Source organism: Streptomyces sp. NPDC093568, from assembly GCF_044764945.1.
In the GTDB taxonomy this organism is placed as follows: Bacteria; Actinomycetota; Actinomycetes; order Streptomycetales; family Streptomycetaceae; genus Streptomyces.
The window spans coordinates 1,429,132-1,455,621 of sequence record NZ_JBIWJD010000001.1 but is presented as its reverse complement, the minus strand read 5'-3'; the positions used below and the strand labels follow the sequence as shown (position 1 = coordinate 1,455,621).

Genomic DNA, 26,490 nt, shown 5'->3' with positions numbered 1-26,490 from the left:
CTCTTCGCCCGTCGAGCGTCCCGGCGGGCGGTGGGACCCGCGGCTTCCGATAGCCTCCTGCCGTGACGGAACAGCACGCGCACAGGTTCGAGCGGGGCACGGACGGACCCAAGGTCATCGTGGTCGGGGTGGACGGCTCCGACTCCTCGATGCGCGCCGCCGCCTACGCGGGTGGTCTCGCCCGGCGGCAGAACGCCCTGCTCGCCGTCGTGTACGTGCAGCCGGTGATGACGGCGGGCGCGGCGCTGGGGGCGCCGGTCGCGGACACGACCAGCGAGATCGCCGAGGATCTGATCGCCCAGATCCGGGACGCGACCGAGCGGCTGAAGGGGATATTCGACGTCCGCTGGGAGTTCCACACCTTCCAGGGAGACCCCTACAACGGTCTGGTGAAGGCCGCGGACGATCTGAAGGCGGACGCGGTGGTGGTGGGCGCCTCGGAGCAGGCCGGGCACCGGATCGTGGGTTCCGTCGCGATCCGGCTGGTCAAGGCCGGGCGATGGCCGGTGACGGTGGTGCCGTAGAGCCCGCTGTGACCCGTCCCCCGCGACCGCCTCAGGGCAGGCGGGGCGCCGTCACAGGGAGTGCAGGAAGTCGAGCAGGATCCGGTTGAACTCCTGCGGCTTCTCCAGGTTCGGGTAGTGGCCGACGCCGTCGACGATCTCGGCGCGGCCGTGGCGGACGGTGGTGGTGAGCCGCTCGGCCGCGGTGAGCATGTCGTCGGGTTCCAGGCCGCCGTTGACCGTGAGCAGCGGCACGGTGATCTCCGCCGCGCGGGCGAAGGTGTCGGTCACGGACACCGACCAGTCCTTCTCGCCGGGCGTGTGCTTGGCGAGAGTGCCACGCGCCAGGTCCGTGACCAGGCGCAGGATCTCCGGATCGACGTCCTCGAGGGTCCGGCTCGGGCCGGGTACGACACGCGCGAAGGCCGCGAGCCATCTCTCCACGTCCCCGGCGGCCAGGGCGCTCCCCATCTCGGCCCAGAGTTCGCGGGTCCAGTCATCGGTGTACTGGAACTCCCCGGTCGCGGCGCCGCAGGTCACGACCGCGCGGACGAGCTCGGGGTACTCCAGCACCGTGTTGGTGGCGATGAGCCCGCCCATGGAGAGACCGACGAGGACCGCGGGGCCCGCGTCGAGGTGGCGCAGCAGGCCGGCCAGGTCGTCGGCCCAGCGGAAGGGCATGCTCGCGTTGGCGGAGGAGCCGTGTCCGCGCACGTCCGGGGCGATCACGCGGTGACCGGCGGCGAGGGCGGGTATCTGGGCGTGCCAGACGCGGTGGTCGACGTATCCGGAGTGGAGGAGGACCACGAGGTCCCCGGAGCCGGTGTCGACGTAGGCGAGGTCGCCGTCGGTCGAGGGGAAGAAGCGCAGGTCCGAAGCTTTCGTCACTGTCGTCATGACAACCAAGGTGTCATGTTCGAAGCGGTTTGGCAACCGAGGTGTCATGATGGCCGCGTGAACGACTCCGACAAGCCGCTCTCCCCCGACGAGCTGGGCCACCGGGTCAGCGAGGTGTTCGATCTGATCGGCGCGCTCTACCGGCGCGGCCTGCGCAAGCTCGAACAGGGCGAAGAGGTCGAGGGGGTGTCCGTCGGCGTGCGCTCCGTACTCGCGCTGCTGCACAGATACGGGCCCATGACGGTGCCTCAGATGGGCCGGGTCATGACGCTGACCCGGCAGTTCGTACAGCGCATGGTCAACGACGCGGCGGCCAGGGGCTGGGTCGAGGCCACCCCCAATCCCGCGCACCAGCGGTCCTCCCTGATCCGGATCACGGACGAGGGCGAGGCCGTCATCACCGGCATCCTCGAGCGCGAGCACGCCCTGAACCGGCAGGTCGGCGGCGATCTGACCGACGCCGAGCTGAGGGCGTGCGCGCGCGTGCTCAAGGAGATGCTGAAGACCTTCGACCACGAGGGCACGGACTGACCCGGGCGGACCCGGGCGGACCGCCTCGGGCAGGGACCCGGCCTACTCCCCCATGACGAGCCCGTCCTCGCCCGCCCCCCGGCTCAGCACGACCTCCCGGATCCGGTCCCGCACGCCGCGCAGTTCGGCGCCCTGGGCGATGGACCGGTTGAGGTTGAGGACGCGGCCCGCGTCGATGTCGAACAGCTGCGGCACGAACTCGGCCTTCGACACCTCCCAGCGCCCGCCCGCCCGCTTCGGCGGGGTGAAGGTGAAGCGGGCGAGGGTGGACTGGTTGCCGCGCGGGTCCTGCACGCCCTGCTGGTTGTACATCGCGGCGGCGACCTGGTCGCCCATGCCGTAGACCACCCAGGTGCCGTTGACCTTCTCGTAGGCCTGCGGGACGTTGGCGTGGGTACCGAGGATCAGGTCGATGTCGGGGCGCTCGCCCGAGCGGGCGGCGGTGAGCTCACGGGCCAGCGTCAACTGCTCCTCGTCGGGCTTGTCCTGCCATTCGGTGCCCCAGTGCATCGACACGACGACCACGTCGGCGCCGGCCTTCCGGGCGGCCCGGGCGTCCGCCACGATCTTGTCCCGGTCGATCAGATTGACCGCCCAGGGCTGCCCCGGCGGGAGCGGGAAGTCGTTCACGCCATAGGTGTACGCGAGGTGCGCCACCTTGGCCGCGCCCGCGCGCAGCACCGTCACGCTGCGCGCCTCGCCCTCGGTGCGGGCCGTGCCGGCGTGCCGCACCTTCGCCCGGTCGAGGGCGTTCAGGGTGCGCAGGATGCCGGAGGCGCCGTCGTCGAGACTGTGGTTGGAGGCGGTGGAGCAGCCGTCGTAACCGGTCGCGGCCAGACCCTGGGCGACCTCCGGCGGCGACTTGAACAAGGGGGAGCCGGTGTACTCGCCGTTCTCGCCGTAGACGGTCTCCATGTGACACAGCGCCAGATCGGCGCGGGAGACCACGGGTTTCACACCGGCGAACATCGGGCGGAAGTCGTAGCCCCGGCCGCCCGCGTCGAATCGAGCGCGATCGATGACCGCGGTATGGGGGACGACGTCGCCGGACGCGACGAGGGTGAAGCCGCGGGAGCCGGCGGAGGGGCCCAGGCGCCCCGAGGCGTCCCGGTTGTGGGCCTGGCAGGCGGCTCCTGCGGCGAGGACGGCCGTGACAGCGATGGCCACGAGCCGACTGCGTGCGATCATCAGCTCACCCCTAGTGGTCGTATATACGCACCAAAATAGGTACGAAATAGAGCACACTGTCAAACAATCCGGCCACTTCGATTAGGCCGTCCGGCGCGACCCGCCAGGCGGAAGGGACCGTTCACCGAACCGTTCGCCGACGCGATCGACCGTCCGCCGCAGATCCGTGCGTGCGCTCTGTCCCCGGACCGCACCCTGCGATGCCATACGGCCATGACGGCCGGAACCACCCTCACGAACGGGACGACCGCCGAGCACGAGCTCGCCGCACTGCAGCGCGAGCACGGCCGGCCCCTCTTCGCGCTCCTGCTCCGGCTCTGCGACGGCGACCGGCAGCGCGCCGAGGACCTCGTGCAGGAGACGCTGGTGCGCGCCTGGCAGCATCCCGAGGCCCTGCGCGCCGACGACTTCGACTCGGTGCGGCCCTGGCTGATGACCGTCGGGCGGCGGCTCGCCATCGACGCGCGGCGGGCCCGGCAGGCCCGGCCGGCGGAGGTCGGGGACGCGATCCTGGAGAACGCGCGCGTGATCTCCGACCACGCCGAGCGGGCCGCCGAGATGCTCGACGTCCGCGAGGCTGTGAAGACACTCACTCCGGAGCACCGTGAAGTCCTGGTGCTCGTGTACTTCCAAGGGGCGAGTGTGGCGGAGGCCGCGGAAACCCTTGGAATTCCGCCCGGTACGGTGAAGTCCCGCGCGTACTACGCGCTGCGGGCCCTGCGTCGGGTGCTTCCCGGATACGCGGCCGACCTGCGGTGAAACCGAAGGGCGAGTCAAACCTCCGTAAAGCGCCTTGCTGAACACCCCGGTTGAGTAATCGGCTGTCCTCATCCGTGTTCCGGATTGGGCAAGGGCCCACGGCCCCGGGGTAGGGCGACGCACTCACCGGAGGAAGGCAGGAAGGGATGCTGCACAGAGGTCAGGAGAGCACGGACGGCACCGGTGGCGGTGAACTCACCGTCCCCATGGCGTGGTTGTACGCCGAGTACATCGCCGACGAGCTGCTGCGCACCGGCGATCTGATGCCGCCGACGTCCTTCGAGTTCCGCGCCGGGCGTGACGCCCTGGCGCTGACCATCTTCCTGTCCGACACCGACGGCGAGCTCTCCGGCATCCGGGTCGTGACCCAGCTGGAGACCTGGCTCTCGTTGACGGCCTACGACCAGCCGTGGCAGGACTGGGTGCGCGAGCGGATGGCGGTGCTCGCGGCCGAGGCCGCCGACTCCGGGGGGCCCGCGCCCGACCTGGAGCTGGCGGAGGCGGCCTGGCGCTGGCTCCAGGAGACCGAGCTGCTCGCGCCCGATCTGAACGCGGTGCCGGGCGGCGGGGCGCCGGTCGGGGAGGACGAGGGACCGAAGGTGTGGACGCCGGCGTGGCAGCTCGGACTGCCGCTCGGGCACCTCGCCATCCATCTTTTTTAAGTTCTTTTCTCCTCGGACCAATCCTCCGCGCCGACCGCTCCGAATCCCTTGGTTGCGATTCTGTGTCGGCCTTGAGTGATTCGACTGCCTGGTGCGTACCAGTGGGCGCAAGGAGTAACACACCCCACACCCAACGGCACGAGGATTCGGCATGAGGTCCCTGGAGAGGCATCGCGACGTCGCCGCGTACGCGCTCGGCGTGCTGAACGAGGCGGAGGCTTTCCGCTTCGAGGACCACCTCATGGAGTGCGCGCGCTGCGCGGCACACGTGACCGAGTTCGGGCCCATCACCCGCCAGTTGATGCTGTACCGGCGGGCCACGCCCCAGTTCGTGCACCCCATGGCTCAGCCCGGCCCGCAGATGCTGAACCGGCTGCTGGAGGAGGTGGCGGTCCGCCGGCGCGCCACGCGCCGGCGCACGCTCTTCGCGGTGGCCGCCTCGGTGGCGATCGCGCTCGCCGCACCCGGCGTCGCGATGATGGCGGGCGGCGACGGCAAGTCCGTCCAGATCGTCGAGGCCACCGATGAACGCTCCGGGGTGTGGGCCCAGGTCACCACGGAGAACGAGGCGTACGGCAGCCAGGTGGAGCTGAAGGTGAAGGACGGCGCGGGGCCGCGCCCCTGCCATCTGATCGCCATCGGCCGGGACGGCTCGGAGGAGACCGTGACCAGCTGGTCGGCGGCTCACCACGACGCCCGGGAGAACAGCATGACGGGCGCCTCGGCGATGCACGCCGAGGAGATCGCGCACTACGAGGTGCGCACGGCCGACGGGGAGCGCCTGGTGACGCTCAACCCCCGTTAGCGCACCCCCGCTCCCCTTGCTTGAGCAGCCTCGACTTACTTGAGCAGCCTCGACATCCTGCGGTCCGCAAGCGGCTTCCCGCCCGTCTGGCAGGTCGGGCAGTACTGGAGCGAGGAGTCGCTGAAGGAGACCTCGCGGATGGTGTCGCCGCAGACCGGGCAGGGCTCGCCGGTGCGGCCGTGCACGCGCAGGCCGCTCTTCTTCTCGGCCTTGAGGCGGCCCGCCGCGATCCCGCGTGAGCGCTCGACCGCCTCGGTGAGGGTCGTCCGCAGGGCCTCGTACAGCGTGGCGGTCTCCCCGGGTGTCAGGGACGCCGCCAGCTTGAACGGGGACATCTTCGCCGCGTGCAGGATCTCGTCGCTGTAGGCGTTGCCGACGCCGGCGATCAGGCTCTGGTCGCGCAGGGCGCCCTTGATCTGCCGGCGCTCGCCCTTCAGCAGGGCGGCGAAGCGCGGCTCGTCGAAGTCGTCGGCGAGCGGGTCCGGGCCGAGGCGGGCGATCCCCGGGACCTCCTGGGGGTCGTGGACGACGTACACCGCGAGGCGCTTTTGCGTACCGGCCTCCGTGAGGTCGAAGCCCGCGCCGGTCTCCAGGGCCACGCGCAGCGCGAGCGGGCCCTTGCCGGGGCGGGGCATGCCGCTCGGGAGCTCGTCCTTCCAATGCAGCCAGCCCGCTCGGGCGAGGTGGGTCACCAGGTGGGGGCCCTCGGCCGTGACGAGGTCGAGGAACTTGCCGTGGCGGTGGACCGCGCTGACCTCGTGGCCCTCGACCGCGGTGACCGGCGGGTTGTACGTCTTGAGGACGCTGATCGCGACGGGCAGCACCCGCACGATCTCCTGGCCGACCAGGTGCTCGGTCAGGAAGTCCTTGAGCGCTTCGACCTCGGGGAGTTCCGGCATACGTCCAGGGTGCCATCCGGCACCGACAGCCTCAGCTCCGCTCCGGCACCACGAACTCGCACCACACCGCCTTGCCGCCGCCGCGCGCCTCCACGCCCCACACGTCCGTGAGCAGGTCGACCAGGAGCAGTCCACGGCCGGAGACACCCGACTCCCCCGCCTCCCGGCGGCGCGGCAGGGCGCTGGAGGAGTCCTCGACCTCGACGCGCAGCCGGCGGTCGGAGCCGGCGAGGACCCGCAGGGTCACGACCGCGGCCCCCTCGGTGTGCATGAGGGCGTTGGTGATCAGCTCGTCGGCGGCCAGTTCGATCTCGTCGGCCCGCTCGGCCGCGCCCCACGCACGCACCGCGGCCCGGATCATGTGCCGGGCCGCGGTGAGCGCCTCGGGGTCACCGGGCGCGACGTGCTGCTGGAGGCGGCCGCCGGCCTGCGGGGCGTCCAGGACGCGGCGGCGCAGCAGGAGCAGCGCCACGTCGTCGTCGCCGCCGCGTTCCTCGGCCACGTCGATGAGGCTGTCCGCGAGGGCGCGTACGTCCTCCGGGCCGGTGGCGATGAGGGCGGTGAGGGTCTGCATGCCGTCGTCCAGGTCGGCGCCGGGCTGTTCGATCAGGCCGTCGGTGCACAGCAGCAGGGTGTGGTCGGAGTCCAGTTCGATCGTGCCGACCGGGTATTCGAGCTGCCCGAACTCCGCGGACAGACCGAGCGGCAGCCCGCCCTCGACGGAGACGCGCCGACAGGCGCCGCCGGGCTCCCGGATCAGCGGGTCGATATGACCGGCCCGCACCACCTGCACCACCCCGGTGGACAGGTCGGCCTCGGCGTACAGGCAGGTCGCGAAGCGGTCGGTGTCCAGCTCGTGCAGGAACACCGAGGCGCGGGCCATCACGGTGGCGGGGGTGTGCCCCTCGGCGGCGTAGGCGCGCAGGACGATGCGCAGCTGGCCCATGACGGCGGCGGCGTGCGTGTCATGGCCCTGGACGTCGCCGATGACGGCGCCGACCCGTCCGCCCGGCAGCGGGATGAGGTCGTACCAGTCGCCGCCGATGTCCCGGCCGAGGGAGCCCGCGGAGCCGGCGGCACGGTAGCGGACGGCGACGTCGGCGCCGGGGACGCTCGGGATGGTGCGGGGCAGCATGGCCTGCTGCAGGCCGGTGGCCAGGTCCTTCTCCTGCTCGTAGAGCATGGCTCGCTGCAGGCTCTGCGCGATGCTGCTCCCGAGGGCGACGAGCACGTTGCGCTCTTCGGGGGAGAAGCCGAGCCGGTCGCTGTAGAGGAGTCCGATGGCACCGATGGGCCTGGCCTGGGCGATCAGCGGCATGTAGGCGGCGGACGTGATGTGCAGGTCGGTGATGTGCGGCCAGAGGACCGGGTAGCTCTCCGCGAACTCCTCCGGCGACTCGATGAAGCGCGGGCTGAGGGTCCGTACGACCTCGCTCATCGGGTACTGCTCGTCGATCCGGGTGATCAGGGTGCCGGGTACGAAGCTGCCGGCGGGTCCCTCGGCGACCAGCCGGATGCGGCCGGCCTCGACCAGGCCCATCACCAGGCTCTTGGCACCGAGATGGGTCAGGCCGTGGGTGTCCTTGAGGACGTCGATGACGTCCTGGATGGTGCGGGCGTGGGCGAGCGCGGCCGTGGTGAGCTGGACGACGTTGGTCTGCTCCCGGCGGGCCTCGTCGTCGGCCGCCTCCTCGCGCCGGTCCTTGCTCTCGGCGAGTTCGTCGGTGGCGTCGCGGACGATGCCGACGATGCGGCGGGGGCGGCCGGTCTCGTCGCGCCGGATGTAGCCCTGGGTGTGGGTCCAGCGCAGGGTGCCGTCGCGGCAGCGGATCCGGAAGTAGGCGCCGTAGTTCTCGCTGCCGTCCTTCATGGCCTGCGAGACCAGGCCGTCCAGCCGGTAGCCCTCCGGGGGCGGCACTCGTACGGCCAGGGTCGCGGGGTTGCCGTCGTACTCGTCGGGGCGAAGGTCGAAGACGTCGTGGGCCTGGGCGTCCATGTGGAACACGCCGCTGTCCAGGTCCCAGTCGAAGGTACCCATGCGGTTGAGCGCCAGGATCGGGTCCGGGTGGGCGGGCCAGTCGTCCGGGAGTGACAGGGCGCTCGCTCCCCGATCAACCATGGGGCCACCTTGCCAGTATTTGCCGGATTCTTCGACTGGGACGACAGAACTGAATCGCCCGCTCGCCGTGGACGACCGGCAGGGGGCCGGGCCGCTCGGGTTACACAACCGGGGAAGTGGTATACGGAGAGTCACCGAGCTGAGGGGGCGACAATGAGGAGAGGAGGGGTTCGGCCGTGGACTGGTTCGTCGCACCGGACTACTGGACGAGCCGGCTGGTCTTCCAGCGGGCTCTGGCCGGCGTGTACCTCGTCGCCTTCCTGACGGCGGCCCTTCAGTTCCGGGCGCTGACGGGCGAGCGCGGCATGCTGCCCGTGCCGGCCTTCGTGGCGCGGGTGCGCTTCAGGGCCGCCCCGAGCGTGTTCCAACTCCACTACTCGGACCGCTTCTTCGCCGCCTGCGCGTGGGCGGGCTGCGCGGTGTCGGCGGCGCTGCTGGCCGGGCTCGACTCGATGCTGCCGCTGTGGGGTGCCATGCTGCTGTGGCTGGTCCCCTGGGCGCTGTACCTGTCGATCGTCAACGTCGGCCAGACCTGGTACTCGTTCGGCTGGGAGTCGCTGTTGCTGGAGGTCGGCTTCCTCGCCGTCTTCCTCGGCAACGACGAGGTGGCGCCGCCGGTCGTGGTGCTGTTCCTGCTGCGCTGGATCCTGTTCCGCGTCGAGTTCGGCGCCGGTCTGATCAAGATGCGCGGCGACGAGTGCTGGCGCAAGCTCACCTGCCTGGACCACCACCACGAGACCCAGCCGATGCCGGGCCCGCTGAGCTGGTTCTTCCACCATCTGCCGAAGCCCGTGCACCGCGTCGAGGTGGCGGCCAACCACGTCACCCAACTCGTCGTGCCCGTCCTGCTCTTCACCCCGCAGCCGATCGCGACGGCCGCCGCCGCGCTGATGATCGTCACCCAGCTGTGGCTGGTCCTGTCCGGCAACTTCTCCTGGCTGAACTGGATCACCATCGTGCTGGCCCTGTCGGCGGTCCGGTTCCCGGGCAATCCGCCGGCCGTCGCGGACGCGCCGCTCTGGTACGAGGTCGTGGTCCTGGCGGTCGCCGTGCTGCTGCTGACCCTGAGCTACCACCCGGTCGCCAACATGATCTCCCGCCGCCAGATCATGAACCGCTCGTTCGACCCGCTGCACCTCGTCAACACCTACGGCGCGTTCGGCAGCGTCAGCAGGACCCGCTACGAGGTGGTGATCGAGGGCACCTCCGACGACGTCCCGCGCGAGGACTCCGACTGGCGGGAGTACGAGTTCAGGGGCAAACCGGGCGACCCCCGCCGCTGGCCCCGGCAGTTCGCGCCCTACCACCTGCGGCTGGACTGGCTGATGTGGTTCGCCGCGCTGTCCCCCGCCTACGCAGGATCGTGGTTCGGCGGCCTGGTCGAGCGGCTCCTGGAGAACGACCGCGACACCCTGCGGCTGCTGCGCCACTCGCCGTTCCCGCCCGACGAGCCGCCCCGCCACATCCGCGCCCGCCTCTTCCGCTACCGCTACACGACCTGGCGCGAGCTGCGGGAGACGGGCGCGTGCTGGGAACGGACGTATGTGCGGGAGTATCTGCCGCCCACGCGGCTGGCGGGGATGAGTCAGAGGTCGTGAGGTTCGAAGGCTCGCGAGAAAGGGACTTGCCATGACCAGTCAGCAGGATCGCGTCAGGGTCGTCACACCCGATGGCCGAAGGCCCGGGCCGCCCACTCCGGGGATGGACCGGCAGGAGGCGTTCGCCACCGAGGGGACCTGGTCGGGATTCGTCCGCACCGAGGCGGGCATGGTCTCCGGCTGGCACCACCACGGCGACTGGGAATCGGTGATCTACGTCCTCACCGGCGCGCTGAGGATGGAGTTCGGCCCGGACGGCGCGAACACGGTGGAGGCCGGCCCCGGTGACTTCATCCACGTCCCCAAGGGCGCCGTTCACCGCGAGAGCAACCCTTCGGCCGAGCCCGCCGACATCGTCGTCGTGCGTGCGGGCGCCGGAGGGGAGTCGACCTTCAACGTCGACGGGCCGGAACGGAGCTGAGGACGAGCGGGCCGTCTCGCGCCGGGCCGCCGTCAAAGACCGTAGACACGAGCGGCGGTGCCCTCGAAGATCTCTGTGCGTTCGGCGTCGGAGAGCGCGGAGGTCAACTCGGCGGCGGCGTCCAGCACTTCGCCGTACGTCGCCGCCAGCGTGCAAACCGGCCAGTCCGAGCCGAACATCGACCGGTCCGCTCCGAAGGCGTCCAGGACCGTGTCGGCGTACGGACGCAGGTCGTCGGGGGTCCAGGACGCGAGGTCGGCCTCGGTGACCATGCCGGAGAGCTTGCAGGCGGTGTTGGGGAGCGCGGCGAGGGCGCGGAGGTCCGTCGCCCAGGGTTCGCGGGTGCCGGCGGCGATCGGCGGTTTGCCCAGGTGATCGAGGACGAAGGTGAGTCCGGGGAGAATGGCGGCGGCCTTGGCGCAGGCGGGCAGCTGGTGGGGCCGTACGACCAGGTCGTAGACCAGCCCCGCCTCGGCGACGGCGGTCAGTCCCCGCCGTACGTCCGCGCGCAGCAGCCACTGCGGGTCGGGCTCGCCCTGCACCTGGTGGCGGATGCCCTTGAGGTACGGCCCGCCGGGCAGCTCACGCAGCCGGGCCAGTTCCTCGGCGACGTCCGGACGGGTGAGGTCGGTCCAGCCGACGACTCCCGCAATCAGCTCGTGCTCGGCGGCGAGGGCCAGGAACTCCGGGGTCTCCTCGGCGACGGTGACCGTCTGGACGAGGACGGTACGGCCGACGCCGGCCGGCCCCGCCTCGTCGGCCAGGTCGCCGACGGAGAAGTTCCTTCTCAGCGGCTGGAGTTCGGGTCCCGTGATCCAGTCCTGGTCCCGCACGGAGAGGTCCCAGACGTGGTGGTGGGCGTCGACGACGGTCACGGCAGCTCCCACACGACGGGCAGGCGGGCGTCCGCGCCCGCGGCCGAGTAGTCGTGCACCACGTCGAGCAGCTCGGCCATGCGGGCCTGCCAGGCCAGGTTGACCGGCAGCTTCTCCAGCTCGGCGAGGAGGCGGCCGTAGTCCTCGCAGTCCAGGAGGTGGAAGAGGTCGGTGCCGCTGCGCCAGATCGTCCAGGCCGTGACCCCGGCGGCCCGGATCGCGTGCGTGAGCTCGGCCGGCACCTCACGGTGGGCGGCCTCGTACTCGGCGACGCGGTCCGCGCGGACCTGGGTGTGCAGGGCGACCCTCATGCCGGCTCCTCGGTGTCCAGGAGTCCGGTGTCCCGCAGCTCCTGCCAGAAAGCGGCGGGCACCGGGGTGGCGAACTGATCAGCGCAGTCGTGGACCTCGGCGGCCGAGCGGGCGCCGACCAGGACGCTCGCCACCGCCGGATGGGCCACGCAGAAGGCCAGTGCGGCGGCGCGCAGGCTGATGCCGTGGCGCCGGGCTGTCTCCTTCATGCGCAGGGCCTTGTCCAGCAGTTCCGCGGGCGCCTGGGCGTAGTTGTACGTCGCCCCCGGTTTCGGGTCCGCGAGCAGACCCGAGTTGAAGGCGCCGCCGATCACCACGGAGACACCCCGCTCCACGGCCGCCGGCAGTAGTTCGGTGAGCGCGCTCTGGTCGAGCAGCGTGTAGCGGCCCGCGCACAGGATCACGTCGACGTCCGTGTCGCGGACGAAGCGGGTGAGCATCTCCGCCTGGTTCATGCCGACGCCGATCGCGCCGACCACGCCCTCGGAGCGGAGCTTCTCCAGGGCCGGATAGCCCTCCCGGAAGGCCTGTTCGGCGTGGTCGTCGGGGTCGTGCAGGTAGACGATGTCGACGCGGTCGAGGCCGAGCCGTTCCAGGCTCGCCTCCAGGGTGCGTCGGACGCCGTCCGCGGTGAAGTCCCACACGCGGCGCCGGGTGGCGGGGACGGCGAAGCCGTTCGCCAGGTCGTCGCCGCCGCCGGTCCGCGGCTCCAGGCGGCGGCCCACCTTGGTCGAGACCGTGTACTCCTCGCGCGGGTGCTCGCGCAGGGCCACGCCGAGGCGGCGTTCGGACAGTCCGAGGCCGTAGTGCGGCGCGGTGTCGTAGTAGCGGATGCCGCGCTGCCAGGCGGCGGACACCGCCGCCTGGGCCTGCTCGTCGGTGACCTCGGTGTAGAGGTTGCCGATGACGGCGGCTCCGAAGCCGAGTCCCCGGGGGATGCTCACTGCTCCACCGGCCGCAGTCGCAGGCCCTGCATGCCGCCGTCGACGGCGAGGGCGGTGCCGGTCGTGGCGCCGGAGAGCGGGCTCGCGAGGTAGGCGACGGCGCCCGCGACCTCGGCGGCCGAGACGAGCCGGCCGGTGGGCTGGCGGGCCTCCAGGGCGGCGCGTTCGGCGGCCGGGTCGGCGGCGGAGCCGAGCAGTCGCCCCACCCAGGGGGTGTCGACCGTGCCGGGGTTGACGCAGTTGACGCGGATGCCCTCGCGGACGTGGTCGGCTGCCATGGCGAGGGTGAGCGCGTACACGGCGCCCTTGGTCGCGCTGTACAGCGCCCGTTGCGGGAGCCCGGCGGTGGCGACGATGGAGCAGATGTTGACGACGGCCGCGTGCTCGGACCGCCGCAGGTGGGGCAGGGCGGCGCGGGAGACCCGGACCATGCCGACGACATTGACGTCCATGACCCGGTGCCACTCGGTGTCGTCGTTGTCCTCGACGGTGCCGAGGGCGCCGATGCCCGCGTTGTTGACCAGCACGTCCAGTCCGCCGAGGTGCTCCACGGCGTCCGCCACGGCCCCGCGCACGGACGCGTCGTCGCTCACGTCGGCGCGGTGGGCGAGCAGGGGCTTGTCGACGGACGACGGGTCCAGGTCGAGCACGGCGACCTGGGCGCCGCGCGCGGCGAGGAGTTCGGCCGTGGCCCGGCCGATGCCGGAGGCACCTCCCGTCACCAGCGCCTTGAGACCGTCGAAGTCACTCATGCCGCCTGTCCCTTCTTCTGCGTCCGGAGGTCGGCGGCCCAGAACTCACCGCCGGGGAACGTGTACCGCGCGATCGACTCGGGTCGCATGGCGGCCGAGAAGCCCGGCGCGGCGGGTGCCGTGTAGTGACCTTCCCTGATCACCACCGGATCGAGGAAGTGGTCGTGCAGATGGTCGACGTACTCGATGACCCGGTCCTCGGTGGTGCCGGTGACCGCCACGTAGTCGAACATCGACAGGTGCTGCACCAGTTCGCACAGCCCGACACCGCCCGCGTGCGGGCACACGGGCACCCCGAACTTGGCGGCGAGCAGCAGGATGGCGAGGTTCTCGTTGACGCCGCCGACGCGGGCCGCGTCGATCTGGACGACGTCGAGGGCGCCGGCCTGCAGGAGCTGCTTGAAGACGACCCTGTTCTGCACGTGCTCGCCGGTGGCCACCTTCACCGGGGCGACGGCCTCGCGGATCGCCGCGTGGCCGAGGACCTCGTCGGGGCTGGTGGGCTCCTCGATCCAATAAGGGTCGAACTCGGCGAGTGCCTTGGTCCAGCGGATCGCCTCGGCCACGTCCCAGCGCTGGTTGGCGTCGATCGCCATGCGGATGTCCGGTCCGACCACCGAGCGGGCGACGCGGCAGCGCCGTACGTCGTCCTCCAGGTCGGCGCCGACCTTCAGCTTGATCTGCCGGAAGCCGTCGGCGACGGCCTGGGCGGCGAGCCGGGTGAGCTTGTCGTCGTCGTAGCCGAGCCAGCCGGCCGAGGTGGTGTAGGCGGGGTAGCCGCGCTCCAGCAGCCGGGCGACGCGCTCCTGTGCGCCCTCGCGGCCCCGGCGCAGCATCGCCAGCGCCTCCTCGGGGGTGAGCTCGTCGGTGAGATACCGGAAGTCGATCTGCCGGACGATCCACTCCGGGTCGGCGTCGGCCAGCAGCCGCCAGAGCGGTTTGCCGGCGCGCTTGGCGGCGAGGTCCCACACGGCGTTCATGACCGCGCCGATCGCCATGTGCATCACGCCCTTCTCGGGGCCGAGCCAGCGCAGCTGGCTGTCGCCGATCAGGTCGCGGTTGAGGGTCCCCGGGTCGGCGCACAGCTCCTCGACGGACCGGCCCACGACATGGCCGCGCAGCGCCTCGATCGCGGCGACCTGGATCTCGTTGCCCCGCCCGATGGTGAAGGTGAACCCGTGGCCCTCGTGCCCGTCGACGCCTTCTTGACTGTCCGTGCGCAGTACGACGTACGCGGCCGAGTAGTCGGGGTCCGGGTTCATCGCATCGGAGCCGTCGAGCTCGCGCGAGGTGGGGAAGCGGATGTCGTAGGTGTCGACCGCGGTGACGCGGGTGGGGGTGCCGTGGGCCTGGGACACTGAAGTCCTTTCCGTCGAGGGGCGGTTGGCAGCCGTGGTCAGTCCTGGGCCCGGCCCGTGGTGACACGGGCGATCATGAGGGCGACCAGGATGATTCCGCCGTAGATGGCCTGGATCCAGAACGACGGGACCTGGGCGAGGGTGAGCAGGTTCTGCACCACGCCCAGCAGGAGTACGCCGGTCAGGGCGCCGAACATGGTGCCCTTGCCGCCGTCCAGGCTGATGCCGCCGATCACCGCGGCCGCGAACACGGTGAAGATCATGTTGTTGCCCTGGTTGGCGCTGATCGCGCCGACGTAACCCGTCTGGATGATCCCGCCGACGGCCGCGAGGGTGCCCGCGACGACGAACACGCCGAGCATCACCCGCTCGACCCGGATGCCGGCCGCGCGGGCCGCGTCCGCGTTGCCGCCGATGGCGTACAGGGCGCGGCCGACGCGGTGGTACTTCAGCACGAGCCCGGCGATCGCGAAGGCCGCCGCCGCGAGCCAGACCGACATCGGGATGTTGAGGAAGGTCGTGGTGGCCAGGGAGTAGAAGCTGTCGGGCATCCCGAACAGCGTCTTGCCCTTGGTCGCGCCGACCAGCAGTCCACGGAGCACGATCAGCATCGCGAGCGTCACGATGAACGCGTTGAGCTTGAACCTCACGACGAGGATGCCGTTGAAGGCGCCCACGGCGGCGCCCACCAGGAGGACCGCCAGCAGGGAGAGGGCGGCGGGGAGTTCGGTGCCCCAGCCGGACTGGGCGGCGGGCAGCACGAGGAGCGCCCCGACGGCTGGCGCGATGCCGACGACCGACTCCAGGGACAGGTCGAACTTGCCGGTGATGAGGACCAGCGACTCGGCCAGCACGACCATCGCGAGGGCGGCGGAGGCGCCGAGGATCGAGATCAGGTTCCGTTCGGTGAGGAACGAGTCGTTGACCAGCGCGCCGAGCACCAGCAGCAGCAACAGGGCCGGGACCAGGGCGAGTTCGCGGGCCCGGCGGAGCAGGACCGTCCTGGCGGCACGGGCGTCCGGCACCTTCACCGGCAGGGCCGGAGGGGCCTTGGTGTCAGCCATGGTTGTCCACTCCTTCGATGGAGGCGATCAGCTCGTGGTCGCGCCAGCCCGCCGGGTGCTCGGCGACGACGCGGCCGTGGAACAGGACGAGGACCCGGTCGCAGCGGCGCAGGTCGTCGAGTTCGTCGGAGACGACGAGCACGGCGATGCCGTCCTCGCGGGCGCTGTCCACTCGGGACAGCAGGGATTCCTTGGACTTCACGTCGACGCCCGCGGTGGGGTTGATCAGGACGAGCAGCCGGGGGTCGGAGGCCAGCGCGCGGGCCATGACGACCTTCTGCGCGTTGCCGCCGGACAGGTCGGAGACCGGCTGCCCGGGGCCCTCGGTGTGGATGTCGAGGCGTTCGATGAGGGCGGTGGCGAGGCCGCGCTTGCGTTCGGTGCCGACGAAGCCGAAGCGGCCGAGCCGGTCGAGGACGCTCATGGTGGCGTTGTCGCCGATGGTCATGCCGGCGACCAGGCCCTGGTCGTGCCGGTCGCGGGGCACACAGGCGACGCCGGCCTTGAGGGCGGCCCGCACATCGCCGAACGGCAGCCGGTTCCCGTCCAGTTCGGCGGTGCCGCCGGTCGGGCTGTGCAGCCCCGCGAAGGACTCGGCGAGCTCCACCTTGCCGCTGCCGCTGATGCCGGCGAGCCCGACGACCTCGCCGCGGCGCACGGTGAGGTCGATGTCCCGGTACGCCGGTGAGGTGAGCCCGCGGGCGTCCAGCAGGACGGGGGCCTCGTGGTCGACGTCCCCGGGGTCCACGGCCTGTTCGGCGATGGCCTCCAGGGACTCCCCCGCCATGGCCTCCACCAGCGCCCGGCGCGGGAGTTCGGCGACCGGGGCCGTGGTGATCCAGCGCGCGTCGCGCAGGACCGTCACGGTCTGGCAGACCTCGTACACCTCCTGCAGGTGGTGCGAGATGAACAGGAAGGTGACGCCGGAATCCTGGAGCGCCCGCATGCGGGTGAACAGCCTCTCGATCTCGCGGTTGTCGAGCTGCGCGGTCGGCTCGTCGAGGATGATGAACCGGGCGCCGAAGCTCAACGCCCGGGCGATCTCCACCATTTGGCGGTCCTCGACCTTGAGGTCGGCGGTGCGGGCCTCCGGGTCGACGTGCACGTCCCAGGTGGCGAGGAGTTCGGCGGCCTCGGCGCGCAGGCTGCGCCAGCTGATGAATCCGCGCCGGAGGGGCTGCCGGTTGATGAACAGGTTCTCGGCGACCGTCAGCTCGGGTACGACGGTGGGCTTCTGGTAGACGCAGGCCACCTTGCGGCGCCAGGCGTCGCGGTCGGCCGGCGGGGGCGCGGGCTCGCCGTCGAAGCGGACCTCGCCCTCGTCGGCGGCCTGGAGCCCGGTGAGGATCTGGACCAGGGTCGACTTGCCGGCGCCGTTGCGGCCGACGAGGGCGTGCGACTCGCCGGGCAGGACGGTCAGCCGGCCGTCGGCGAGCGCGGTGGTGGGGCCGTAGCGCTTGACGATGTCCCGCGCCTGCACGAGTGGAGTCGTCATTTGACCGTGTTGCCCCAGAGCTTGGGGTCGTCGACGTTGTCCTTGGTGACCAGCGGAGCGGGGAGCTGGTCCTCCAGGATGCCGCTGGGCAGCTTGACGATGGTCGAGTCGTGGTCCGTGGGGCCGGGCTCGAACTTCTTCCCCTCCATCGCCGCCTTGATGTAGTACATGCCGTACTTGGCGTACAGATCGGCGGGCTGGGAGACGGTCGCGTCGATCTCGCCCTTGCGGATGGCGTCGTACTCCTGCGGGATGCCGTCGTTGGAGACGATCGCGATGTGCCCGGCCTGCCCGGCCTTCTTCAGCATTCCCTTGGACTTCAGGGTCTGCAGGGTGGGGGCGAGGTAGACGCCGCCCGCCTGCAGGTAGATGCCCTTGATGTCGGGGTTGGCGTTGAGGAGGGTGTCCAGCTTGGAGGCCGCGGTGTCCGACTCCCACTTGGCCGGTATCTCCAGGACCTTCAGCTTGGGGTACTTCTTCTTCACGCAGGCGCGGAAGGCCTCGGAGCGGTCGCGGCCGTTCACGGAGGCGAGGTCGCCCATGATCTGCACGACCTTGCCGCCGGAGATTTTCCCGCCGAGGTATTCGCAGGCCTTCTCGCCGTACGCGACGTTGTTGGCGCGCACCACCATCGCGACCCTGCCCTTGTCGGGCGCCACGTCGACGGCGACGACCGGTACGCCCTTGCGCTCGGCCTGGTCGAGGCCGGCCTCGATGGCGGCGCTGTCGAGCGGGGCGACGACGAGGCCCTTGACGCCCTGGTTGAGCTGGTTGTTGATGTCGGTGATCTGCTGCGAGGGGTCACTGTTCGAGTTGACCGTCTTGAGCGTGTCTACGCCTTCGGAGTCGGCCATCTTCGGCACGTAGTCGTTGTACGACTGCCAGAACGGCGAGGTCAGCAGGGGCAGGATCACCCCGACCTCGCCGCTTCCGCCGCCTTCGGCACTCGAGGCGCCGGTGTCCTTGGTGCTGCCGCACGCGGCGAGCACGAGCGAGGCGCCGGCGACCGCGCACACCGCCCTGACCATCCGTGACCTGTTCTGCTTCCGCGCTGTCGTGCCGGGCATCTGGCGGCTCCTCGTTGAGCGTGATCGAGCACATGGTTCGAGCAGATGCCCGCATATTTATCAGACCACTTCGGCGATGCAACACCCTCAGTCCCCTAATTTTCGCGGCTTTCAGCCATAGTGGTCCGACCACCCTGGAGATTAGACTGCGGCTCACCCGGCGACAGGAGGATGGCGTGGACGAGACAGCCCCGCAGAAGGGCACCGTGACGCAGCGCGCCATCGAGCAGATCAAGGCGATGATCGCGGAGGGACGGCTGGAGCCCGGCCAGCGGCTGCCAACCGAGCGCGATCTGGCCGCGCGGCTCGGGATCTCCCGCAGCTCGATGCGCGAGGCGATCCGCGCGCTGACGGTGCTCGGGGTGCTGGAGGCCCGGCACGGCTCGGGCATCTACGTCACCCAGCTGGAGGCGGGCGACCTGCTGGAGACGTTCGGCGTGGTCGCCGACCTGTCCCGGGGCCCGCGCCTGGTGGAGCTGCTGGAGGTGCGCCGCATCCTGGAGTCGACGGCGACCGCGCTGGCGGCCGCGCGGATCACGCCCGACCAGCTCGCGGAGGTCGAGAAGCATCTGACGGCGATGAACGCCACGGAGGACCCCGAGGAGATCCTCGCCCACGACCTGGCCTTCCACCGGGAGATCGCGGCGGCGGCCGGCAACGACACCATGGCGGCGATCCTGGAGGGCCTGTCCTCCCGGACGTTCCGCGCCCGTGTCTGGCGCGGCTACCAGGAGGAGGGTGCGTTCACCCGCACCCGGCGCGAGCACGCCGCGATCCACCGCGCCCTGGTCGCCCGCGACCCGGAGGCGGCCCGCGCGGCGGCGGCCGCGCATGTGGGCGAGGTGGAGGAGTGGCTGCGGGCGCAGCTCGGCGGGTGACCCTCCCCCACCGGCGCGGGGTCCTGCGGCCGCATGTCGAACACCCGTTCCGTTCCTACGGCCGCACGTCGAAAACCGGCGCCGTTCCTACGGCCGTACGCCGAACACGGGCGCCGGTTCCTACGGCCGCACGTCGAATCCGTGGGCCTCGCCGAGCCGGTCCAGTGACACCTGCCCGGGGATCCCGTTGGCATCCGCGCCGGTGTAGCCGCACCGCTCCTGCCAGCCGGAGTAGGCCTTGACGGTCGCCCCGCCGAAGTGGCCGTCCGCGTACTTCACGTCGAGGAGGCCCTCCGCGACGAGCGCCTTCTCCACGGTCCGCACACCGGCGTACGACACCGGTGTGCCGGCCTTGGCCGGGTCGTGCAGGGCCGCGGCGATCACCTTCGACAGGTCGACGACCGGACGCGGACCCGGCACGGTGGGCGCACCGCCGGGGCGCGGCGCCCCCTTCTCCACCCATGCGTACAGGTGCGCCCCGGGGCACTTCGTGGCGAAGCCGTCCCTGTGGCCTTTGATCTCGTTGCCGGCGCCGTGGCGGCGCAGCAGTTCGATGCCGTCACGGATCGCGTGGAGCATCGCGTCCGTCGGCTTGGTGAGGCCCTCGGAGCCGACCAGGCCGCAGATCGCGTAGTGGGCGCGGTTGAGCTCCTGGTTGCCGTTCGCCCCGGTGCGCTTGCCGAGGCCGCGGCCCTCCAGGAGATGACCGTGCGGGCAGGCGCCGTAGTTGTAGGCGATGTCGGAGTAGTTCTCCTTCGGGTTGGCCAGATGGTCCTCGCGGATCGCCTTCCACTTGGCGAGGCAGAGGTCGTGGTCGTCGAGGAGTTTCACGCTGACCGGCGCGCCCTCGTAGTGGACCTTCACGCCCTCGGCCGAGGGCTGGGCGGGTGCGGCGGATGCGGGCCAGCCCAGTTGGGCGCGCGTGACGAGCTTCAAGAGTGCCTCCAGGGCGCGATGGGGACGCCAATGCCCTTGAGTCTGAGGGCGCTTGGCGCCCCGTTCCACAGGAGCGCGCCACCATCCCCCGTCCGGGCTACGCGGCCCGCCGCAGCCGCAGCGTCACCAGTTCGAACGGCCGCAGCCGCAGCGCGATCCGCGAGCCGTCGTACGACGGAGTCCGCGGCAGCGGGCGTTCCAGCAGGTCCGTCGCCGCGACGGCCACGACCTCGAAGTCCGCCGTCAGCGTGGCCCGTGCCCGGCCGCCGTGGGCCTCGTGGAGGCGCACCACCACGTCCCCGCTGCCGTCGTCGGCCAGCTTGACGGCCGTGATCACGACCGCGTCCCGGTCCACCGTCACCAGGGGGGCCACCTCCCCGGCACCGGTGGTCCGCCGCTCCGGCAGATTGATCCGCCAGCCCTCGCGCACCGCGTCCCCGACACCGGCGCCCGGCACCAGCGCGTGCCGGAAGCGGTGGACGCCCTGGTCGGTCTCGGGGTCCGGGAAGCGCGGGGCGCGCAGCAGGGAGACGCGGAGCGTGGTGGTCGTACCGAGGTCGCCGTCGGTGCGAACCGTGCGGGTCACGTCGTGGCCGTACGTCGAGTCGTTGACGACGGCGACGCCCCAGCCCGGTTCCTCCAGGTGGACGAAGCGGTGGTTGCAGGCCTCGAACTTGGCCGCCTCCCAGCTGGTGTTGGTGTGCGTGGGGCGGTGGAAGTGCCCGAACTGGGTCTCCGAGGCGTACCGTTCCGCGTGCACGTCGAGCGGGAAGGCCAGCTTCAGGAACTTCTCCGTCTCGTGCCAGTCGACCTCGGTGTCGAGCAGCAGCCGCCGCTCCCCCGGCGCGAGGGACAGCAGTTGGGTGACGCGGGAGTCGCCGAAGGACCGTACGATCCGCACGCCGTCGCCCTCGGGCACGATCTCGTCCAGGTCGGTCAGGTCGGTGACCGTGTTCCGGTAGAACTCGTCGACGTCCCAGGCGTCCCACATGTTCGGGAAGTCGGGGTGGAGCTGGAGGAGCCCGGCGGCGGCCCCCGGCGCGACCGTCTCGCGGTCGGCCTCGATGTCGTACGCCGACACGACCAGACCCCGAGCGTCGATCTCGATCCGCAGCAGCCCGTTGTCGAGGACGAACCCGCCGCCCGGGCGCGGTGTGAGTGCCGTCCGCCCCTCGGTCACCGGGACGCGTGCCCCGCCCGCCGGTACGCCGGCCCGCGTGTGCGGGGCCGCGTTGAAGACGAGCTCGGCCTCGCCCGCACCCGCCAGCGCCCGCTGCGCCGAGGTGATGATCGCGTCCAGCTCGCCCGCGAGGCGCTCGTACGTGGCGCGGGCCTCGCGGTGCACCCAGGCGATGGACGAGCCGGGCAGGATGTCGTGGAACTGGTGCAGCAGCACCGTCTTCCAGATCCGGTCCAACTCCTCGTACGGATAGGGGAACCCGGTCCGTACGGCGGCCGTGGCGGCCCACAGCTCGGCCTCGCGCAGGAGGTGTTCGCTGCGGCGGTTGCCCTGCTTGGTCTTCGCCTGGCTGGTGAGGGTGGCCCGGTGGAGTTCGAGGTAGAGCTCGCCGACCCAGACGGGCGCGTCGGGGTATTCGGCCTCGGCCTTGCGGAAGAAGGCGTCCGGGGTCTCCCAGACGACCGTGGCCGAGCCTTCCAGGTCGCGCAGCCGGGCGGACTTGGCGATCATCTCGCGGGTGGTGCCGCCGCCTCCGTCGCCCCAGCCGGTCGGGGCGAGGGAGTGCCGGGCGACACCCTTGTCCTTGAAGTTGCGGGCCGCGTGGGCGATCTCGCTGCCCTTCATGGAGCAGTTGTAGGTGTCGACGGGCGGGAAGTGCGTGAAGATCCGGGTGCCGTCGATGCCCTCCCACCGGAAGGTGTGGTGCGGGAACTTGTTGGTCTGGCTCCAGGAGATCTTCTGCGTCAGCAGCCACTTGGAGCCGGCCGCCTTGATGATCTGCGGAAGTCCGGCGGCGAAGCCGAAGGTGTCGGGGAGCCATGCCTCGTCGTTCTCGATGCCGAACTCGTCGAGGAAGAACCGCTTTCCGTGCACGAACTGCCGGGCCATCGCCTCGGAGCCGGGCATGTTGGTGTCCGACTCCACCCACATCCCGCCCGCCGGCACGAACCGCCCGTCGGCGACGGCCTTCTTCACCCGCGCCCACACCTCGGGCCGGTGCTCCTTCACCCACGCCCACTGCTGGGCCTGGGACATGGCGAAGACGAAGTCGGGCTCGTCCTCGACGAGGGCGGTCATGTTGGACGTAGTACGGGCCACCTTGCGCACGGTCTCGCGCAGCGGCCACAGCCATGCCGAGTCGATGTGCGCGTGCCCGACGGCGCTGATGCGGTGGGCGGACGGCACGGCGGGGGTGGCGAGCACACCGGTGAGCCGCTCCCGGGCCCGCGCGGCCGTGCCGTTCACGTCCTGGAGGTCGATCGAGTCGAGCGCCCGCTCCACCGCCCGCAGGATGTCCCAGCGCCGCGCCGACTCCACGGGCAGCTCGGCCATCAGCTCGCCGAGCACCTCCAGGTCGATGACGAGCTGCCAGACGTTCTCGTCGAGGACGGCGAGGTCCATGCGGGTGAGCGTGTACTGGGGTTCGCTGCCGGCGGTCTCCTTGTCGCCCAGCCGCGTGGGCAGGAAGGGGTGGTAGTCGAGGATGACGGGGTTGGAGGCGGCCTCGATGTGCAGCCGCACCTCCTCGCCGCCCGCCACCGGGGCGCCGATCCGCACCCACTGGTTACGCGGGTTGAGGCCCTTCACGGGGGTGCCGTCGGGCCGGTACACCAGGCCCTCGCACTGGAAGCCGGGCATGTTCTCGTCGAACCCGAGGTCGAGCAGGGCCTCGACGGTCCTGCCGGCCCACGCCTCGGGCACGGTCCCGGTGACCCGGAACCAGCTGGTGCCCCACGGAGCACCCCAGCGGGCGCCCACCTCGATCGGCTCGGGTTCGGCCGCGAGCCCCTCGGCGACGGGCACCGGCTCGCCGGGCGCGTGCCACACCGCCACGTCCAGCGGCACGGACTCGGGGTACACGGCGGGGCGGACGCGCTCGTCGAGGACGCGCTTGAGGCGGGCTTCGACCAGGTTGCGGTCGTCATGCATGCGGGATGCTCCGTAGGTCGTCCGGGCGGGTGGTTACCAGCGGTGGGTGACGGTCGCGGGGGCCGACGTGGTGTAGAGCTCCCCTACGGCACGCAGTTCGAACCGTGCCTCCTGCTCGCCCTGTTCGGGCTTCAGGCCGCCGAGGAAGTACGCGCTCTGGCAGGTGCCCCCGAGGAAGCGCCGGGTGCCGTCGGGCAGGAGGCGGTGCAGGGTGTGGTGGCGTACGGCGCCGGGCGTCGGGGTCCAGGCGAGACGCAGGTCGCCGCCCGAGGCCGCGGTGATCCGGAAGCCGACGGGCGCCGCCGGTGTCTGCGGGGCGTTGCGGACGGCGAGGCCGCCGAGCCGCCACCGCACCGGACCGCCGTCGGCCGAGCTGAGCCGGACCCCGATCGCGCGCACGGTGCCGGTCAGGCCGGTGAGCCCTACGGTCGCGGTCTGCCAGCCGCTGCCGGAGGTCACGGGGTAGTAGGTGTACGGCGGTGTGGCCCCGGGCGTGGCGGGCTCGGCGATGGCGACGGCCAACTCGACCTTCACGGCGCCCGCGTCGGCCCGATGGGTCAGCTCGACCACTGTGTCGGCGCTGATCGGCAGCCGGGTCGCGTACACGTCCAGTACCGCCGGCCGGTCCAGTGCCCCGTCGACGAGCACACTGCTCCCGCCGTGCCACGCGGCCGCGAAGTCGAAGGTCACCGCGGGTCGCTGACCGTCGGTGTGCACGACCCAGCGTCTGGACGGCAGCCGGTCCTGCAGGCCCAGGTGGTTCCACGGCGCGTCCGACGTCACCACCCCGTCCTCGTACCAGCGCAGCCCGTGCCCGGTGTTGAACACGCTCGCGAACGGCATCGAGGTGACCGTCGAGCGGTCGGCGACGGACACGGCCGGTGCCCGCCAGCTGTCGGTGCCGTCCGGGCGGGACGGATCCAGTGAGCGGCCGGTCCAGAACCGGTCGTCGGCGGCGTGGAAGTCGCCGGGGGTCCGGCCCTCGGCCGGCAGGTGGTTGCGCGTCCACTCGGGCCGGTAGAAGCCGACCGACACGACGTGCGCCTTGTCGCGCGGGACGATCGCGTCCCAGTTCACGGACGAGTTCCAGCCGTTCGACTCCACGTCGACGCCGGCCCACAACTCGTAGCGGCTGCGGCCGAGTTGTCCCGCGCGATCGCCCGACGACGCCAGCTTCGCGGCCGTCCAGCGGAAGTCGACGAACATGTCATCGGCGGCCTGGAAGAAGGCCTCGTTCTGGGAGTTGAGCGCCCCCTGCCAGCTGACCGTGCCGTTGACGGTCATCGAGTCGTACCAGGTGACGCGCTGCCCCTTGGCCTTGGCGAGCGTCTTCAGCTCGCGCAGGAAACCGAGCATGTCCGCGCCCAGTGCGGAGTTCCCGCCGCTCGTCTCGGCGTTGACGAACCATCCGTCGAACCCGTACGCCGCCGCTACCGCGACCAGCTGAGCGGCCAGCGGATACCTCCCGGCCGCGTCCTTCTGCACCAGGTCACGGGTCCACCGCAACTGCCCGCCGTAGGCGACCGGCGGCAGGAAGATGTTGCCGAGGACCGGCACGCCGTGGCGGTGGGCGGCGTCCACGATCGGCGCGTTCGGGGCGAGAATCAGGCCCTCTCCGGAGGAGCCGCCCCAGAACACCAGCTCGTCGATGTACGCCCAGTGCGTGAGGGCGTAGTAGTCGGCGGTGGCCGAGCCCTGCGACGGGTTGCTCGCGGTGGGTCCGAAGGACACCAGGGACTGGATACGGGCCTGGCCGGCGCGGGCGGTGGCGTTGGCCGGGGCCGGGGTGAAGCGCGGGGCGAGCGGGACGCTCGACGCGTTGAACGCGAGGTCCGCGTCGTCGGCCGGGCGCCAGGACTTCAGGCTGCGCCAGGTGATGCCGGTGCCCGGGGTGCCGGAGGGCAGCGAGTCCGGGTACCAGTAGGAGGCGTACGGCTGGAGGGCGGCGGCCTTGGCACCGGGCGCTGCCCCGGCCGGGCTCGAGGGGAGCATCGCGGCCGTGGCGGCGGCGATGAGGACGGTGCGTCTGGTGGGGTTCACGAGCGGGTGCCTCCTGGTGGGGTGGGGAGTACCTGATCGGGAGCGACGACCTCGGTGATGCCGCGCGCCGCGAGGTGTTCCCGGTCGGCGGCGCGCACGTCGAGGACGGTGGTGGGGCGGGCGCCGTCGGCGACCAGCCGGAAATAGGCGTCGAAGACCGGGCCGCCGGGGGCGCAGAGCGAGCGGGTGGCCGGATCGGCGGGGACGATCAGTGCCGTCGTACGTCGTGCGGGAGTCGGCGGCGTCCCCCGCGCCGCCCGCTCCAGCACCCGGGCCGTGTCCTTCGGCTTGCGGTCGTTGGTCAGCAGGCCGAGGCCGTATTCGAGTTCGGGGAAGTCGGCCAGCTCACGGGACACGTCGTGGGAGCACCACCAGGTGATGCCCCACAGGTCGGGGCAGTCGAGGGCGTGCGTGACGGTGGCCTCGGTGAAGGCGGCGGCGTGTTCGGGCGGGATCAGGGGCGCGGGCGCGCCGACCTCCTGGAGCCAGACGGGGCGGTGCGGGTCGTCGGCCCAGGCCTTGCTCAGCTCGACGAGGTAGGCGGCGTGGTGCTCGGCCGGGACTGCGGTACGGCCGTGGCGCTGGGCGGTGCCGTTGAAGACCCAGGAGTGGACGGCCGTGACGCCGCCGTGCCGGGCCGCCTGGGCCGGTGTGAACGGCTGGTCGTCCTGGTACCAGGTGGCGTCGTACTCGGCGTGCAGGTGCAGCCGCCCGGGGGCGCCCTCCTCGCAGGCGGCGAGCATGCGCGTGAGCCAGCGGTCGATCTCGGCCTCGGTCGCCCGGTCGGGGTCCGGGTGCGGGCCCGCCGAGAACTGGTTGACCTCGTTGCCCAGCGTCATCCCGAGGAAGTTCGGCCGGTCGGCGAGGGCGGCGGCCAGGGTGCGCAGGTAGGCGGCCTGGCCGTCGAGGACATCCGGGTCGGTGAAGAGGTTGCGGCGGTGCCAGGTGCGGGTCCAGGCGGGGAGGTAGTCGAAGCTGCTCAAGTGGCCTTGCAGGCCGTCCACGTTGACGTCGAGGCCGCGTTCGGCCGCGGCGTCGACGAGTCGTACCAGCTGCTCGACGGCACGGGGGCGGATCAGGGTGCGGTTGGGCTGGAAGTACGGCCACAGCGGGAAGACCCTGATGTGGTCGAGGCCGATCGCCGCGATGGAGTCCAGGTCGGCGCGTACGGAGTCGAGGTCGAAGTCGAGCCAGTGGTGGAACCACCCTTCGCTCGGGGTGTAGTTGACGCCGAAGCGCACGGCAGAAGGCATGCGTGTCCTTGTGACGGAGGTGCGAG

24 protein-coding genes are annotated in these 26,490 nt (G+C 71.5%); 8 read left to right on the top strand and 16 right to left on the bottom strand.

Annotation, left to right across the window (positions count from 1 at the left end; all coding sequences use genetic code 11):
* Positions 1-62 precede the first annotated feature (62 nt).
* On the top strand, positions 63-524 hold the full coding sequence (locus ACIRD7_RS06165) for a universal stress protein (protein ID WP_403450344.1): 462 nt from the start codon (positions 63-65) through the stop codon (positions 522-524).
* Positions 525-575: 51 nt separating this feature from the next.
* Here ACIRD7_RS06165 and ACIRD7_RS06160 read toward each other — a convergent pair whose 3' ends face one another.
* On the bottom strand, positions 576-1,391 hold the full coding sequence (locus tag ACIRD7_RS06160; RefSeq protein WP_403451695.1) for an alpha/beta fold hydrolase: 816 nt from the start codon (positions 1,389-1,391) through the stop codon (positions 576-578).
* A gap of 66 nt (positions 1,392-1,457) precedes the next feature.
* Between ACIRD7_RS06160 and ACIRD7_RS06155 the strand changes: the two genes are divergently transcribed.
* Complete coding sequence (locus ACIRD7_RS06155; protein ID WP_403450341.1) at positions 1,458-1,931, top strand: MarR family winged helix-turn-helix transcriptional regulator; 474 nt, start codon at positions 1,458-1,460, stop codon at positions 1,929-1,931.
* Between the two features lie 42 nt (positions 1,932-1,973).
* Here ACIRD7_RS06155 and ACIRD7_RS06150 read toward each other — a convergent pair whose 3' ends face one another.
* On the bottom strand, positions 1,974-3,119 hold the full coding sequence (locus ACIRD7_RS06150; protein ID WP_403450338.1) for a CapA family protein: 1,146 nt from the start codon (positions 3,117-3,119) through the stop codon (positions 1,974-1,976).
* A 213-nt stretch (positions 3,120-3,332) separates the two neighbouring features.
* On the opposite strand from ACIRD7_RS06150, the gene ACIRD7_RS06145 reads away from it, so the two are divergent.
* From ACIRD7_RS06145 to ACIRD7_RS06135, 3 genes are all read left to right on the top strand, one after another.
* On the top strand, positions 3,333-3,878 hold the full coding sequence (locus ACIRD7_RS06145; protein WP_190073275.1) for a sigma-70 family RNA polymerase sigma factor: 546 nt from the start codon (positions 3,333-3,335) through the stop codon (positions 3,876-3,878).
* Positions 3,879-4,024: 146 nt separating this feature from the next.
* Positions 4,025-4,540: a hypothetical protein gene (locus tag ACIRD7_RS06140; RefSeq protein WP_403450335.1), complete on the top strand. Its 516-nt coding sequence runs from the start codon at positions 4,025-4,027 to the stop codon at positions 4,538-4,540.
* 151 nt (positions 4,541-4,691) lie between these two features.
* Positions 4,692-5,345, top strand: coding sequence for a zf-HC2 domain-containing protein (locus ACIRD7_RS06135; protein WP_403450332.1), 654 nt, complete (start codon positions 4,692-4,694; stop codon positions 5,343-5,345).
* Between the two features lie 35 nt (positions 5,346-5,380).
* Here ACIRD7_RS06135 and ACIRD7_RS06130 read toward each other — a convergent pair whose 3' ends face one another.
* Both ACIRD7_RS06130 and ACIRD7_RS06125 read right to left on the bottom strand, forming a co-directional pair.
* Complete coding sequence (locus ACIRD7_RS06130) at positions 5,381-6,244, bottom strand: Fpg/Nei family DNA glycosylase (protein ID WP_403450329.1); 864 nt, start codon at positions 6,242-6,244, stop codon at positions 5,381-5,383.
* Between the two features lie 31 nt (positions 6,245-6,275).
* Positions 6,276-8,363, bottom strand: a complete 2,088-nt coding sequence (locus ACIRD7_RS06125) for a SpoIIE family protein phosphatase (protein ID WP_403450327.1) — start codon at positions 8,361-8,363, stop codon at positions 6,276-6,278.
* A 176-nt stretch (positions 8,364-8,539) separates the two neighbouring features.
* On the opposite strand from ACIRD7_RS06125, the gene ACIRD7_RS06120 reads away from it, so the two are divergent.
* Together ACIRD7_RS06120 and ACIRD7_RS06115 are read left to right on the top strand one after the other, a co-directional pair.
* Positions 8,540-9,961, top strand: coding sequence for a lipase maturation factor family protein (locus ACIRD7_RS06120; RefSeq protein ID WP_403450324.1), 1,422 nt, complete (start codon positions 8,540-8,542; stop codon positions 9,959-9,961).
* A gap of 103 nt (positions 9,962-10,064) precedes the next feature.
* On the top strand, positions 10,065-10,382 hold the full coding sequence (locus ACIRD7_RS06115) for a cupin domain-containing protein (protein ID WP_403450321.1): 318 nt from the start codon (positions 10,065-10,067) through the stop codon (positions 10,380-10,382).
* Positions 10,383-10,414: 32 nt separating this feature from the next.
* Here ACIRD7_RS06115 and ACIRD7_RS06110 read toward each other — a convergent pair whose 3' ends face one another.
* The 8 genes from ACIRD7_RS06110 to ACIRD7_RS06075 are packed head-to-tail and all read right to left on the bottom strand — an operon-like array spanning position 10,415 to position 18,248.
* On the bottom strand, positions 10,415-11,257 hold the full coding sequence (locus tag ACIRD7_RS06110; RefSeq protein WP_403450318.1) for an amidohydrolase family protein: 843 nt from the start codon (positions 11,255-11,257) through the stop codon (positions 10,415-10,417).
* Positions 11,254-11,568 carry an L-rhamnose mutarotase gene (locus tag ACIRD7_RS06105; protein WP_403450315.1) on the bottom strand — a complete coding sequence of 105 codons (315 nt, stop codon included), beginning with the start codon at positions 11,566-11,568 and terminating at the stop codon, positions 11,254-11,256. Before ACIRD7_RS06105 ends, ACIRD7_RS06110 begins: the two co-directional genes overlap by 4 nt.
* Positions 11,565-12,512: an aldo/keto reductase gene (locus ACIRD7_RS06100; protein ID WP_403450313.1), complete on the bottom strand. Its 948-nt coding sequence runs from the start codon at positions 12,510-12,512 to the stop codon at positions 11,565-11,567. The genes ACIRD7_RS06105 and ACIRD7_RS06100 overlap by 4 nt, the downstream gene beginning before the upstream one ends.
* Positions 12,509-13,264, bottom strand: a complete 756-nt coding sequence (locus tag ACIRD7_RS06095; protein WP_403450310.1) for an SDR family NAD(P)-dependent oxidoreductase — start codon at positions 13,262-13,264, stop codon at positions 12,509-12,511. Before ACIRD7_RS06095 ends, ACIRD7_RS06100 begins: the two co-directional genes overlap by 4 nt.
* A complete protein-coding gene (locus ACIRD7_RS06090; protein ID WP_403450307.1) occupies positions 13,261-14,622 on the bottom strand; it encodes an L-fuconate dehydratase in 1,362 nt (453 codons plus the stop codon). Before ACIRD7_RS06090 ends, ACIRD7_RS06095 begins: the two co-directional genes overlap by 4 nt.
* Before the next feature lie 38 nt (positions 14,623-14,660).
* Positions 14,661-15,686: an ABC transporter permease gene (locus ACIRD7_RS06085; protein WP_403450304.1), complete on the bottom strand. Its 1,026-nt coding sequence runs from the start codon at positions 15,684-15,686 to the stop codon at positions 14,661-14,663.
* Complete coding sequence (locus ACIRD7_RS06080) at positions 15,679-17,181, bottom strand: sugar ABC transporter ATP-binding protein (RefSeq protein ID WP_403450301.1); 1,503 nt, start codon at positions 17,179-17,181, stop codon at positions 15,679-15,681. The genes ACIRD7_RS06085 and ACIRD7_RS06080 overlap by 8 nt, the downstream gene beginning before the upstream one ends.
* Complete coding sequence (locus ACIRD7_RS06075; protein WP_403450298.1) at positions 17,178-18,248, bottom strand: sugar ABC transporter substrate-binding protein; 1,071 nt, start codon at positions 18,246-18,248, stop codon at positions 17,178-17,180. The genes ACIRD7_RS06080 and ACIRD7_RS06075 overlap by 4 nt, the downstream gene beginning before the upstream one ends.
* Positions 18,249-18,424: 176 nt before the next feature.
* On the opposite strand from ACIRD7_RS06075, the gene ACIRD7_RS06070 reads away from it, so the two are divergent.
* Entirely contained in the window at positions 18,425-19,126 is a 702-nt protein-coding gene (locus tag ACIRD7_RS06070; protein ID WP_403450296.1) for a FadR/GntR family transcriptional regulator, read from the top strand.
* Between the two features lie 120 nt (positions 19,127-19,246).
* Here ACIRD7_RS06070 and ACIRD7_RS06065 read toward each other — a convergent pair whose 3' ends face one another.
* The 4 genes from ACIRD7_RS06065 to ACIRD7_RS06050 form a co-directional block, all read right to left on the bottom strand.
* A complete protein-coding gene (locus ACIRD7_RS06065) occupies positions 19,247-20,062 on the bottom strand; it encodes an N-acetylmuramoyl-L-alanine amidase (RefSeq protein ID WP_403450293.1) in 816 nt (271 codons plus the stop codon).
* Between the two features lie 97 nt (positions 20,063-20,159).
* A complete protein-coding gene (locus ACIRD7_RS06060; protein WP_403450290.1) occupies positions 20,160-23,171 on the bottom strand; it encodes an alpha-mannosidase in 3,012 nt (1,003 codons plus the stop codon).
* 33 nt (positions 23,172-23,204) lie between these two features.
* On the bottom strand, positions 23,205-25,211 hold the full coding sequence (locus ACIRD7_RS06055; RefSeq protein WP_403450287.1) for an endo-beta-N-acetylglucosaminidase: 2,007 nt from the start codon (positions 25,209-25,211) through the stop codon (positions 23,205-23,207).
* Positions 25,208-26,464 carry a glycosyl hydrolase gene (locus tag ACIRD7_RS06050; protein ID WP_403450285.1) on the bottom strand — a complete coding sequence of 419 codons (1,257 nt, stop codon included), beginning with the start codon at positions 26,462-26,464 and terminating at the stop codon, positions 25,208-25,210. Before ACIRD7_RS06050 ends, ACIRD7_RS06055 begins: the two co-directional genes overlap by 4 nt.
* Positions 26,465-26,490 lie beyond the last annotated feature (26 nt).

What these genes read in the sequence shown, in the direction of transcription:
- ACIRD7_RS06135 (WP_403450332.1), top strand. Translation starts at nt 4,692, where the DNA reads ATGAGGTCCCTGGAGAGGCATCGCGACGTCGCCGCGTACGCGCTCGGC.
- ACIRD7_RS06060 (WP_403450290.1), bottom strand. Translation starts at nt 23,171, where the DNA reads ATGCATGACGACCGCAACCTGGTCGAAGCCCGCCTCAAGCGCGTCCTC.
- ACIRD7_RS06050 (WP_403450285.1), bottom strand. Translation starts at nt 26,464, where the DNA reads ATGCCTTCTGCCGTGCGCTTCGGCGTCAACTACACCCCGAGCGAAGGG.
- ACIRD7_RS06085 (WP_403450304.1), bottom strand. Translation starts at nt 15,686, where the DNA reads ATGGCTGACACCAAGGCCCCTCCGGCCCTGCCGGTGAAGGTGCCGGAC.
- ACIRD7_RS06150 (WP_403450338.1), bottom strand. Translation starts at nt 3,119, where the DNA reads ATGATCGCACGCAGTCGGCTCGTGGCCATCGCTGTCACGGCCGTCCTC.
- ACIRD7_RS06130 (WP_403450329.1), bottom strand. Translation starts at nt 6,244, where the DNA reads ATGCCGGAACTCCCCGAGGTCGAAGCGCTCAAGGACTTCCTGACCGAG.
- ACIRD7_RS06075 (WP_403450298.1), bottom strand. Translation starts at nt 18,248, where the DNA reads ATGCCCGGCACGACAGCGCGGAAGCAGAACAGGTCACGGATGGTCAGG.
- ACIRD7_RS06145 (WP_190073275.1), top strand. Translation starts at nt 3,333, where the DNA reads ATGACGGCCGGAACCACCCTCACGAACGGGACGACCGCCGAGCACGAG.
- ACIRD7_RS06105 (WP_403450315.1), bottom strand. Translation starts at nt 11,568, where the DNA reads ATGAGGGTCGCCCTGCACACCCAGGTCCGCGCGGACCGCGTCGCCGAG.
- ACIRD7_RS06095 (WP_403450310.1), bottom strand. Translation starts at nt 13,264, where the DNA reads ATGAGTGACTTCGACGGTCTCAAGGCGCTGGTGACGGGAGGTGCCTCC.
- ACIRD7_RS06115 (WP_403450321.1), top strand. Translation starts at nt 10,065, where the DNA reads ATGGACCGGCAGGAGGCGTTCGCCACCGAGGGGACCTGGTCGGGATTC.
- ACIRD7_RS06140 (WP_403450335.1), top strand. Translation starts at nt 4,025, where the DNA reads ATGCTGCACAGAGGTCAGGAGAGCACGGACGGCACCGGTGGCGGTGAA.
- ACIRD7_RS06125 (WP_403450327.1), bottom strand. Translation starts at nt 8,363, where the DNA reads ATGGTTGATCGGGGAGCGAGCGCCCTGTCACTCCCGGACGACTGGCCC.
- ACIRD7_RS06080 (WP_403450301.1), bottom strand. Translation starts at nt 17,181, where the DNA reads ATGACGACTCCACTCGTGCAGGCGCGGGACATCGTCAAGCGCTACGGC.